The 11982-nt window shown below is 51.4% G+C and carries 12 protein-coding genes and 1 pseudogene; 9 read left to right on the forward strand and 4 right to left on the reverse strand.

Features of this window, described 5'->3' with window-relative positions:
- Nucleotides 1–4: 4 nt before the first annotated feature.
- Entirely contained in the window at nt 5–1465 is a 1461-nt protein-coding gene (locus tag NWE93_01100) for a glycosyltransferase (GenBank protein MCW3998819.1), read from the forward strand.
- A 4-nt stretch (nt 1466–1469) separates the two neighbouring features.
- On the opposite strand, the gene NWE93_01105 is transcribed toward NWE93_01100, so the two are convergent.
- Complete coding sequence (locus NWE93_01105) at nt 1470–2219, reverse strand: glycoside hydrolase family 16 protein (protein ID MCW3998820.1); 750 nt, start codon at nt 2217–2219, stop codon at nt 1470–1472.
- 295 nt (nt 2220–2514) lie between these two features.
- On the opposite strand from NWE93_01105, the gene NWE93_01110 reads away from it, so the two are divergent.
- Complete coding sequence (locus tag NWE93_01110) at nt 2515–3021, forward strand: hypothetical protein (protein ID MCW3998821.1); 507 nt, start codon at nt 2515–2517, stop codon at nt 3019–3021.
- 59 nt (nt 3022–3080) lie between these two features.
- On the opposite strand, the gene NWE93_01115 is transcribed toward NWE93_01110, so the two are convergent.
- Nucleotides 3081–3911, reverse strand: a complete 831-nt coding sequence (locus tag NWE93_01115; protein ID MCW3998822.1) for a winged helix-turn-helix transcriptional regulator — start codon at nt 3909–3911, stop codon at nt 3081–3083.
- A 102-nt stretch (nt 3912–4013) separates the two neighbouring features.
- Between NWE93_01115 and NWE93_01120 the strand changes: the two genes are divergently transcribed.
- The 7 genes and pseudogenes from NWE93_01120 to NWE93_01150 all read left to right on the forward strand — a co-directional run bounded on the left by NWE93_01120 (nt 4014) and on the right by NWE93_01150 (nt 10873).
- The gene (locus NWE93_01120; protein ID MCW3998823.1) at nt 4014–4979 is read left to right on the forward strand and encodes a helical backbone metal receptor; all 966 of its coding nucleotides are present in this window, start codon (nt 4014–4016) and stop codon (nt 4977–4979) included.
- A 28-nt stretch (nt 4980–5007) separates the two neighbouring features.
- On the forward strand, nt 5008–6084 hold the full coding sequence (locus NWE93_01125; GenBank protein MCW3998824.1) for an iron ABC transporter permease: 1077 nt from the start codon (nt 5008–5010) through the stop codon (nt 6082–6084).
- Between the two features lie 4 nt (nt 6085–6088).
- Nucleotides 6089–7399, forward strand: coding sequence for an ABC transporter ATP-binding protein (locus NWE93_01130; GenBank protein ID MCW3998825.1), 1311 nt, complete (start codon nt 6089–6091; stop codon nt 7397–7399).
- Nucleotides 7400–7507: 108 nt separating this feature from the next.
- Nucleotides 7508–8161 (forward strand): annotated as a pseudogene (locus NWE93_01135) (energy-coupling factor ABC transporter permease).
- Nucleotides 8162–8227: 66 nt separating this feature from the next.
- Complete coding sequence (gene cbiQ, locus NWE93_01140; protein MCW3998826.1) at nt 8228–9301, forward strand: cobalt ECF transporter T component CbiQ; 1074 nt, start codon at nt 8228–8230, stop codon at nt 9299–9301.
- 1 nt (nt 9302) lies between these two features.
- Nucleotides 9303–10157, forward strand: a complete 855-nt coding sequence (locus NWE93_01145) for an ATP-binding cassette domain-containing protein (GenBank protein ID MCW3998827.1) — start codon at nt 9303–9305, stop codon at nt 10155–10157.
- 8 nt (nt 10158–10165) lie between these two features.
- Complete coding sequence (locus NWE93_01150; protein ID MCW3998828.1) at nt 10166–10873, forward strand: nickel/cobalt transporter; 708 nt, start codon at nt 10166–10168, stop codon at nt 10871–10873.
- Between the two features lie 88 nt (nt 10874–10961).
- Here the strand turns inward: NWE93_01150 and NWE93_01155 are convergent, their stop codons facing one another.
- Nucleotides 10962–11216 (reverse strand): hypothetical protein, encoded by a 255-nt coding sequence (locus NWE93_01155; protein MCW3998829.1) that lies wholly within the window; start codon nt 11214–11216, stop codon nt 10962–10964.
- Between the two features lie 39 nt (nt 11217–11255).
- Nucleotides 11256–11972, reverse strand: a complete 717-nt coding sequence (gene cobJ / locus NWE93_01160; protein MCW3998830.1) for a precorrin-3B C(17)-methyltransferase — start codon at nt 11970–11972, stop codon at nt 11256–11258.
- Nucleotides 11973–11982 lie beyond the last annotated feature (10 nt).

Here is an 11982-nt window from a genome sequence, read left to right on the forward strand (position 1 = left end):
TAATGTGCAACGCCAAACCGTCCTCTACGGCGCACTCGTCGTCGTCACGTTATCGGTTGCCTCCCTGCTCATCGGAACCATCGACATCGTCGTAGCCATGGCATGCGCCTTAGGAGCCGACCTCTACGTCATCGGGTTATCCAAGCAGAAGCAAAGGCATTTTGTAGGCAGCCGCTTCGCGCCACTTCTGCTGGTCGCCGTGATTCCCGCCTGCGCCTCAGCGGTGCTTTACTTCTTTGGCTTTTTAGGCGGCTCCCTCTACGAGGGCATTTACCGCACAGCCACCACCACCGGCTTTAGCGTTGCCTTCTTCATCACCTCCTACCCCATCATCCCCGCCGCCAAATTCAAGCAGCTCGAAGACCACCTCCCCGACAACCATGCCTCCCCGTTGGTGTCGATTTTGGTGCCTGCCTACAACGAGCAGGGCGTTATCTCCCGCACCCTAACCAGCCTCGTCAACCTCAAATATGAACATAAAGAAATCATAGTCATCGACGACGGCTCAAGCGACCTCACGCGGTTTGTAGCTAAGGGATACGAGGACCAAGGCGTCAAAGTAGTCACTAAGCCCAACGGCGGCAAAGCCTCCGCACTCAACTATGGCTTGCTCTTCGCTAAAGGCGACATAGTCATCACCATAGATGCCGACAGCATGGTTACCCGCGACGCCGTTAACAAAATCGTGCAGGCGATGGAAAGCGACCCCAACAACGTCGCCGTCGCAGGCAACATAAAAGTCCTCAACAGCAAATCCACCCTCACCAAAATCCAGGAACTCGAATACATCATGGCAATCAACACCATCCGCCGCGCATTCGCCCTCTTTGGCGCAGTCATGGTTATACCCGGAGCCTTCGGGGCATTCAAAAAGAAAACCGTTATGGAAGTAGGCGGATACGACACTGATACCGTCACCGAGGACTTCGACATAACCATCAAGCTGCTGAAAACCCGCGGCGCCGTCAGCTCCAGCTCCACCGCACATGCCTACACAGAGGTGCCCTCGTCTTGGAAGGCGCTCTATAAGCAGAGGGTAAGATGGGGCACCGGCACCTTCCAAACCCTCATCAAGCACAAGGACATCTTTGCCAACAGCCGCTACGGCGCATTGCACAGCTTCGTGTTCCCCATTATGCTTTTCTCGCTGTTTAATCCACTGGCAAGCTTCATTGCGTTGGGCGCAGGGTTGATGCTGGCGCTCACCGGCGGATTTCTGTTGTTTGCGCGGATGATGGTTATGTTTATGCTGATTCAACTCTTCGTTTCGCTGCTTGCCCTCTCCATCGATAACGAGGGTAACGGCTTAGCGGTGTACTCGCCCTTCTTTGTCTTCATCTATAAGCAATTCATCGACTACGTTACAGTGGTCTCTATCATTAAGGCGCTTACTGGGAAAGAGAAAAAATGGCATAAACTGCAGCGGGAAGACGGCATGGAAGCCATCCGGGTCCGCGCAGGCTAAACCACTAGGGGATATACTGGAAGCTCTTGATGACAATTTCAACGGGTTGCCCATTTGAGGGCGCTTGGCCATTGTAGAGCCACAGGTTCATGTGGGCTTTAACGCCTGTAGCTGAGACTTGGCTGTTGCTGGTGAAGGACTTGATGATGTTGCCTGCTGGTTCCGATCCGAGGGGGTAGTGTCCTCCGAAGCTTTCAAAGTAGACTGATTTGGGGGTCCATTTGAAGTAGTGGGTGGTGTAGTCGCCGTATAACTGGAAGTTAAAGCTCCGCTGGTTTCTGTCCTCCACGTAGGGCTTAGGCTGCACTGTGAACCAGCCGTTTCTGTAGTTGCTTTCGCCCCATTTGGAGAATTCTATGTCCACTTCATGCCAGTCATCCTTGTAGGCGAATAAGCCCAAAACCACGTTTTTGTCGAGGTTGTCGGTGCGGCTGGCAAGGTAGAAGACGTAGGTGCCGTATCCGAAGGTTTGGGTGCAGGTTACCTCCGCGCAGTTCCATCTGCCGTTGCTGTAGGTGATTTTAAGATGCAGATAACCGTTGGAGTCAACCCAGACGTTTTGGGGGCTGCTGCTCCAGTAGTTGGGTCCGGGGTGGGCGCGTTGCTGGCTGTTTTCGATGTACCAGGTGTAGCCTGAGAACTGTATGGTGTTGGGTGCTGCGGCTGCGGTTGGTGTGTTGGATGTTAAGCCTAGGTAGAGGGGTGCAAGCAATGTGAGGGCCAAGATTATTGTGGTTGATGCGGTTTTTTGCATGGGTTTCACGGCGGCTATGTCTGCTTTTTTTGTACTTAAGGTATCTTATCAAGCGACTTAGGGTTTTGTTGCAATAAAATGAATTAACCTTGTCGGCTTGGAGGGTCCTAAATGGCTGGGTGTTTTACGCTAAAAATAGCCATTTACATAGCATTTTTTTCATGGAATAAATGCGTTTTTCATCGGTTTTTTATTTAAAACAGTCTTTTTTAGTAAAAGTTATTCAGGCTCTGAATAGTTTGGAAAAGCTTATATTGAATTTTAACTAAAAGGAAGTTAGCACTCGGTGATCTAGTTGAATAAAAAAACAATATACATTATCGTTGCGGTTTTAGTCGTCGTGATTGTTGTTGGCGTTGCAGGCGTTATGCTACTAAATAACGGTGGCACCCCCCCTGAAGCCACCCCCACACCCACTCCAGCGCCAAGCATTGCAGACGCGGAAACATTGACTTTCAGTGCCAACGTCACAAGCCAAGGACAAACTACAGAATACAAATGGTATGGCAAAGACATGCAATCAGATGCAGTAGTGCGTGTTGATCTAGCAACCTACGCCTACATCCTCGACACTGCTAGTGAAAAGTCATGGATAAGCACAGACAGCGGAGCGACATGGACAGCATCTACTTATGCAACTGACTATGCAGCATGGGGCGGCTATTGGACAGAATACACGGGTAAACTTGCCGGCTGGACAAGTGGCGACGTAAGCTACGAAAACTCCGCCGGAGAAGCAATCGTTCTCTTCAACATAACCATCGATCCCACAATCCCCGATACAACCTTTGCAACAAGTTAAACCGATTTGTTGGTAATCCACCAACATTTCTCCTTTTTTATTCTCATGATTAGTGTTAGTTATGTTTGGGTTGCATCTATAACTTCATACATAATGCTGCCCGCCGTTTTCATGTTGATTTGGTCGATTTCCTGAATCATGCGGTTCACCATCCGCCCCACCACCAAAACCAACACGTTAAGCCCACGCGAAGCAGCGATGGAGGCTGAGCGGCCGATTCCAAACTCAATATCCGCGTCCCTGCCCATCTTTGCCAGAACCGCCCTGCCCACTGCGCCCATGACGCCAACGCGGTCAGGCTTGAACTCTTCAAAGAGCGCCCGCACCTTCACTATGTCGGTTGCGTGGGAGCCGCCTTTGCGTATGCTGGGAAGCTTAACGATGAGAATTTTGCCCTGCTCAACGTGGACTGCGCCGTGTAGGTCTCTGAGCCCCAAATCTTCACCTGTCTGGGCGTCGGCGAGTGCGATGCCCCTGGCTTGGGTTTGGGGGCTGCTGGATGGTATGGTGTACATGACGCCTTCCCGCATGACCAGCCCCACTTCTTCCCCCGCCTTTACAGGCGCGGTGGCTATGGCGGGCCAGGCATGCTCGATTTTGAGGTCATGCTTGACTTCGTTAACGTAGGCTTCTAGGTTGCGCATGTCATCTCGGAGTTTGATGATGCCTTTTGGGGTGAGGCGGTAGTCGGCTCGTTCGCTGCCTGCTTCAAGGAGGCCTTCTCGGCTGAGTTTCTTGAAGTATTTGCTGATGGCTTGGATGGTGATGCCGAGTTTGTCGCTGATGTCTTTTTGTTTGATGTGGGGTTGGTTGCGCATGATTTCGAGGAGGATTTGGAATTTGGTGAATTCGCCTTTGTCTTTGAGGAGGATGTTTTGGGGCTGCTTCATGTTGTTTCAACTTGAATTTAACCTTAGTTAAACAAAAATTAATAAGCTTTGGGTTGGATAAACCAACCCCATATAGGGAACTAACATGAGGGACAAATCACCTTGAAATCATACATAAAATATGTAGCAGTATTGTTAACCGTAGTCATAATCGCCTCAGGCGCAGTAATCTACGTTAACTCCACAAACCCAAACACCACACAAAACGGAAGCATAACCATAGTAGACGACCAAGGGTACACAACCACCTTCTCAGAGGTACCCCAACGCATTGTCTCGTTGGCGCCCAGCGTCACACCCATCCTCTACGAAATAGGCGTAGGCGACAAAGTAGTCGGCTTAACACAATACGACGATTCCCCCTACAACTTCACCGCCTGGTTTGACGCTGGAAACATGACCTGTGTCGGCGGCTTCTCCACCCCCAACCTTGAAACCATCGCCACACTTGAGCCCGACGTAATATTCACAACCGATGTCAACGAAGAAACGATACCTAACATGCGTGAACTCGGCTACAAAGTCATAGTGCTGAGCGCTTCAAGCGTCGAAGACATATACAACGACATCGGATTAGTCGGAAACGCCACAGGCGCTGCCGCCAAAGCCACTGAAGTCATCACAGATTTGCGTTCACAGATAAGCGAGATACAAGCCACCATCGAAGCAGCCCACATCACCGAGAAACCGACAGTTTACTATGAGGTTTACTGCTCTGACTCAGGAATCATGACTGCTGGATCAACCACATGGATAAACGACGTCATCGGTCTCGCCGGCGGAGTCAACATCTTCAATGATCAAGCACAGGAATTTCCATACACCAGCTCAGAAGTCGTCGTTCAACGTAACCCAGGCGTCATCATTCTGCCGACTAACATGGGCACTGGAGCACCCTCCTACGGCAGCGTCGCTGACGTCAAAGCTAGAAGCGGCTGGAGCTCCATCGACGCCATCAAAAACGACCGCCTATACGTCATTGACCAGGATATCATGAGTGAGCCAGGAATAAGAGTCGCGGATCAGGTTCAAGCTGTAGCAGCTTGTCTTTACCCGCAACTTTTTTAGTTCCTCCTCCTCATTTTAGGGGAAAACCGTGACAAGCAACATAGAAACCGCGTATTCGAAGCGTTCAAAGCGTTGGAAACTAATCCTGGCTTTGCTTGTCATCGGCCTATTTTTCACAGTCATTGTTTCTTTAAACATCGGTTACGCACCGATCTCTTTCTCAGAGATCTTGGCAATACTGGGCAGGCAGATTCCCCTGCTTAACACCTCCATCCACTCCTCCTCGATTCTTCCAAGCACCGCAGCCATAATTCTCGACATCCGCTTACCCCGCGTTTTAGCCGCCGTCGTCATCGGCGCCGGTTTAGCCGCTTCAGGCGTCCTCTACCAGGGCGTATTTAAGAATCCGATGGCTGACCCCTACGTGCTGGGGGTATCCGCAGGCGCGTCAGTGGGAGCAGGCGTCGGAATACTGTTTGGTTCGGGCCTTAGCCTGCTGGGGTTCCCGATTGCCCAGACAGCGGCGTTCATCGCTGCATTAGCCACGGTGTTTATCGTCTATAACATCTCCCGAGTCGGCTCTAGGGTGCCTGAGATGACGCTTCTGCTTTCAGGAATCGCCATAACGATCTTTCTCTCCGCCGTTTACCAGATTATGCAGGTTGTTTCAACCAACTTTGAACTCCACGCGCTCGTCAGCTACATGATCGGCGGCATATCAAACGTGGGTTGGAGCGCTATCTGGAAGATAACTCCCTTCATCATAGTCGGCATAGTGCTCTCCTACATCTTCGCCCGGGACCTAAACATGATATCGCTAGGCGAAGACACTGCTCAGCATCTGGGCGTAAACACCGAGCGCACCAAAAAGATACTGCTGACTTTGGGTGCAATGATGACTGCCGCCGCGGTTTCAATCAGTGGCCTCATCGGGTTTGTGGGCTTGATGATACCGCATATTACGCGGTTGCTGATGGGCCCGGATCATAGGCTGCTGCTTCCCGCGTCGGTTGTTGTAGGCGCAATTTTCCTTGTTGTCTGCGACGCCTTAGCTAGAGTTATCACTGGCGCTGCAGAGTTGCCCGTCGGCGTGATAACCGCCATCGCGGGGGGACCCTTCTTTATTTTCCTGCTTCGAAGAAAGAAGATGAATTATAGGATGTGAGGGCATGGTGACGTTAAGCGTAAATGGAGTAGAATGCCGCTACGGCTCCATCAAAATCTTACAGGACATCAGCTTAGACGTCAAGCCCGGCGATTTCGTAGGTATCCTTGGCCCCAACGGCTCAGGCAAAACCACCCTCCTTAAAAGCATAAGCCGAGTGCTCAAGCCCCATGGCGGCTCCATACTCATCGACAAAGACGACATTTACCGGCTTAAACCGATGGATGTTGCTAAGAAGATGGCGGTGGTTCCCCAGGACAGCATGGTCGGCTTCAACTTCTCGGTGATGGATGTTGTGCTGATGGGCCGCAACCCCCATCTGGGGCAATTCCAGATGGAGTCAGCAAAAGACGTCGATGTCGCCCGAAAAGCGATGATGTTGACTAACACCTGGAAATTAGCCAGCCGATCCGTGCAGGAGCTAAGCGGCGGCGAGCGGCAACGTGTAATCATTGCCCGCGCGATAGCGCAGGAACCCAAAATACTGCTTTTAGATGAACCCATGAATAACCTGGACATAATTAATCAGCTGGAAATCATGGATTTGGTGAAGAGCCTCTGCGTTAAGCATGACTTAGCGGTTTTAGCGGTTATCCATGACTTAAACATGGCGGCTCGATACTGCACCTCGGTATTGATGCTTAAGGAAGGAAAAGTCTTCGCCGCCGGCGTAGTTGACAAGGTTTTGACCAGCGAGAACATACGCAGCGTCTTCTCAGTGGATGCGTTGGTGCGCAAAAACTTTGTAACTAACTCCCTTGATATTGTTCCACTTTCCCCCCGGAGAGCTAATGTGGAGCAGAAATGCAGTATCCACTTGATCTGCGGCGCCGGAACGGGAACGATGCTGATGAAGACTCTGGTGGATGAGGGCTACTCCGTCACGGCAGGCGTCCTCAACCAGCTAGACTCAGATTACGAGGCCTGCCAGATGCTTAAGGTCCCCGTGGTGATGGATGCCCCCTTCTCAGCCATAACCAACGACGCCTACAACTCGAACCTGGAAGTCATCGCCAACGCAAGCATCGTGGTTTTAACTTCTGTTCCCTTCGGCTTAGGCAACCTTAAGAACCTGGAGGCTGCCAAAGAGGCGCTGAGGCGCGGCATCCCCGTCTACGTTATAGATGAGGTGCCTATAGAGAATCGGGACTTCACTGGCGGGAAAGCCACGGAGCTTATGCGTGGTTTGAGGCGGGATGGCGCTGTTTTTGTTGCTCAGCCCTCGGATATTTTTGGGTTGCTTAAGGTTTCTGAGGCTAAGCAGGTTGGGTTGCCTGAGCGGTCTTTGGCGGGTCATTTGAAAGAGAAAGCTTAGTGCCGTTTGGCGGGCAAGAACATCAAGTAAACCTGAGGTTAACTTGGGTTAAACGAAAATTTATATGGGTTTATGGATGGATTATCCAAAAGAGAGGGAAACTAAAACCTGCACATAATGGAAGGCTTCCTACCCCACCCATGGTGGGAATTCTGGTGGGCAATCACCATACCCATCGTTGCCTACGGAATCTATCGGATGGCCAAAATCGCCAAAAACAACCCTGAAGCCAAACCGCTCCTAGCCCTCATGGGCGCATTCATATTCGTGGTCTCAGCGCTCAAGCTGCCCTCAGTTTTCGGAAGCAGCAGCCACCCCACAGGCTCCGGCTTAGCCTCCATTGTTTTTGGACCCGCCGTAGCCTCTGTATTATCCCTTATCGCACTGATCTTCCAAGCCACCCTGCTCGCACACGGAGGCATCACGACCTTGGGCGCCAACGTCTTCTCCATGGGCATCATGGGGCCAATCGTGGCATGGATTATATGGGTGATCTGCAAAAAAATTCGGGTTCCCACTCAAGCTGCAGTATTCCTTGCGGTAGCTCTAAGCGACCTCTTCACCTACGTTACCACTTCCTTCCAGCTGGCGCTTGCGTTTCCTGGCATAGGCTTTGCAGAATCCTTCCTTACCTTCGTTGGAATATTTGCCGTCACACAAATCCCCCTTGCCATCGGCGAAGGAATCTTAGCTATATTCATCTTTGAGTTCTTAACAAAATACAAAAGCCAAATCCTCACCTCACTAAAGGTTCTGCGTTCCCCCATCACTGGACTAGGCGAGAAAGAGTTCCACCTTAAAAAACAGCATTATGCAATCTTAATCATCATACTTTTGGCGCTGTTTATTCTGCCGCTTATCTTGGTCTCCACAAACATGGCTGGGACTGACGACGCCGCAGCCAACATTATCACCGCTCAAGGCTACACGCCATGGTTCACCCCGGTCCTGGAATTGCCTGAAGAGTTCATTGAGGTGCTTTTCGGGGTGCAAGCCCTCATCGGCGCCTCCATAATCGCCTACATAGTGATAAAGACAAGACGCAAAAACAAACAGCAACCCCGCGTCCACCATGGACATATGCACCGCCGCAGAAGCAATGAAGGCCATGCCAACCTATCCGCTCAAATCGACCGCTACGCCTACATCAACCAATTGGCAAAAACTAGCCCCGCCACCAAAATCTTCTTCGCAGCTTCCCTGCTCCTGTTAAGCGTTCTCTCACCCAACCCTGTGGTGCCTATAACCGTCTTTGTCATATCCCTTATCTTAATCTTGGCGGTAGCGCAGATTCCAATCCGCTTCTACTTCAACCTCTTCCTCTACCCCCTCGCGTTCGCCGGCTTAAGCTGCACATTTATCGCTTTGTTCTTCGGCAACCAGGCACCGCTTGTGGAGGTTCCGTTCCCATGGTTCACCTGGACCATCTACACCAACGGCATAACTATCGCCTTAGCCACATTCTTCCGGGTTCTAGGCGCCATCTCAGCCCTATTCTTTTTGGTGCTAACAACCACAATGAACGACCTCTTCATAAGCCTAAGAAAAATCCGTGTGCCCAAAGTGCTAATCGAAATCAGCCTGCTAATCTACCGCTACATATTCGTCTTCATGGAAGTCGCCGCCAAAATGACCACCGCACAGAAGCTGCGCCTGGGGCAGACCGGCTACCTGAAACGTATCCGCCAAACTTCGCTTCTCGCAGCCAACCTCTTTGTCCGCACGTTGGAGCAGGGAGAACGCACCTTTACGGCTATGAACGCAAGGGGCTACGATGGAAACATCCGTGTCCTTGAAGACCAACCTAAATCCAACTGGGTAACCATCGCAGGCATAATTGTTCTGGACGTTATGTTTACCCTTATCGCATTAAACATAATTCACATTTGGAGTTTCTGGTAAAATGTTGTTTAGAATAGAAAACCTTGTTCACGAATACTCCGACGGCACCGTAGCCCTCGATGACATATCAATAAGCTTTGACCATGCAGAACGCATAGCGCTCCTTGGCACCAACGGCTCAGGAAAAACCACCCTGCTAAACCACCTAAACGGCATCTTAAAGCCCACCAGCGGCAGAATCTTTTTCGATGACAAGCCACTACAATATAATGCCAAATCGCTGCTGGAACTGCGACGACGCGTCGGCTTCGTCTTCCAAGACCCCAACGACCAACTATTCGCCCCAACTGTCAAACAGGATGTTGCGTTCGGACCATTAAACTTGGGCTATACCTCCGAGCATGTTAAGGAACTGGTAGATGAAGCCCTCACAATTGTTGGCATGTCTGAGTATGCCGATAAGCCCCCTCACTTCTTAAGCGGCGGCCAAAAAAAACGTGTAGCTCTAGCCGGCGTGCTTGCTATGCAGCCTGAAGTCATCATAATGGACGAGCCAACCTCCAGCCTTGACCCACGCGCCACAAGCGAGATCCTGCATTTACTACTGCAGCTTAACAAAGAGAAAAGTATAACGCTGCTTCTGGCAACCCATGACGTGGATTTGGTGCCGTTGTTCGCCAGCAAAATGTATGTGCTTGACAAAGGCAAACTTGTATCTGTAGGTACTCCAAGGGAAAGTTTCTCGAACGCCGAGTTAATCCGCAAAGTTAACCTCCGCTCGCCCCGCTTAACCCACCTCTTTGAGGTGCTTAAAACCGAAGATCACCTGCCCATCTCCGATCAGCTACCCCTCACCATCGGTGAAGCCCGAAAAGAAATTCTTAGGCTTTTAAGCATGAATGACAATTCCAAATAGGCTGTAAAATGAGTGCCTTTGAAGCAACCTTAGTGGGCGTCGTAGTCATCGGGTTACTGCATGGGCTTGAGCCGGGGCACGGCTGGCCTCTGGCGCTGCTTTACTCCGCCAAAACCACCCGCCCCACCTTCTATGCGTTTGTAAGCTCCGCGATTCTGGCGGGAGCGCATTTCGTATCCTCCATTGCGGTGGTGCTCATCTACTTAGTGGTGAGTGTTTTCTATGATTTCTCCAGTCCCATCCTTAGCTACATCGCTGCTGTGGTTTTGGTGATTTTAGGCGTCCGGATGCTGCTGGAGAAAGTGAAACCCGAGTTGGAGGCGCAGCATGGGCACTTCCACGACAACGCCCGCGAATTAACCCATATCCACCAGCATGACCACGGCGAAGGCGAAGTCCACAGCCACGAGCACCTGCACCCCAAACGGCTGAATATGAGCCTCTGGAAGCTGGCGAGTTGCGCGTTTGTTTTGGGGTTTGCGCATGAGGAAGAGTTTGCGTTGTTGGCGTTGGCGGTGGGCGGGGTGAGTCCATTGTTGTTGATGGCTTCGTATGGGGTGGCGGTGGCGGCTGGGCTTATCGGTGTGACGCTGCTGGGCGTAGTGATGTATGAGCGCGTCAAGGACCGCATTGCTCGCTTCGAGAAGTATATTCCTAAGGTCAGCGGCGCTATCTTGCTGGCTATGGCGGCGGCGATGGTGCTGGGCGTTCTATGAATATCAATCACTTGTTTTTGCCATAATTTTCTTTAACTTCACATGTTTAACAAATCCCATGGATTATTCGAAAGCGCGAAGGAAACGACTAAAGGCTGCTTTGGCGGAGGCTGAAGCATTTAGAACTGAGCTTGCCAAGAAAACTGGCAATACCCGTCCCGCAGCCGAGATAATTAGAGAAGACCGCGACCACGGTCACTAAAAAGCTTGGTTTTTCCAGTCTTTTTTGTTCTGCTTGTGACAGGTTGCACAACCAGCCTGCAATATGCCTTAACGCCTGATGCCAAAAAGCATTGTTCTGTGCAATCCGCTGGTTGTTGTTGAGTAAAGAGGGGTCCTCCACAACAACAACTATAGAAAAAGGCTAACACAGACTTTGCTGTTATGTTTTGAGGTCGTAGCCTCTCTGCGTTACCATTTTTCCGTTAACCACCTTTGTCGCGGAGTTACCTACCACGATGGTTGTAACCATGTCGATGTCGCAGCCCAGCATCTCCTTAAGCGTGGTTATAGTGTAGGTTTGCCCTTCACGCCCCGCCTGGCGCACGATGCCAACGGGCGTCTCAGGCTTTAAGTGCCTCATCATGATTTCGTATGCCTTCGCTAAGGGCTCGATGCGTCCCTGACTCTGAGGATTATACAGCACAATCGACATGTCCGCCTGCGAAGCCAGTTCCAGCCGCCGCTCGATTTTCTCCCACGGCGTCAGCAAGTCACTTAGGCTGATAACGGCGAAGTCGCTTACCAGCGGCGCACCAAGAATAGCTGAGGCGGCGGTGGCTGCGGTTACTCCGGGCACGATTTCCACTTGCACGGGTGCTTTGTCCTGCGCGGCAACTTCAAGTACAATGCCTGCCATGCCGTAGACGCCGGGGTCGCCGCTTGAAACCATGACTACCTGCTTGCCCTCTTTTGCCCTGTCCACTGCGGTTTTAGCGCGGTCCACCTCTTTGCCCATGGTGCCTGAAACCACTTCTGCGTCGCTTCGGATGAGCTGCGCGATGAGTTTGATGTATGTGCCGTAGCCTACCACTACGTCGGCGGCTTGGATTTCCCCTTTAGCCTTCGGCGTGAGATGCTCGGGGCAGCCGGGTCCAATCCCGACTACG

This window comes from Candidatus Bathyarchaeota archaeon (assembly GCA_026014735.1).
GTDB lineage: Archaea > Thermoproteota > Bathyarchaeia > Bathyarchaeales > Bathycorpusculaceae > Bathycorpusculum.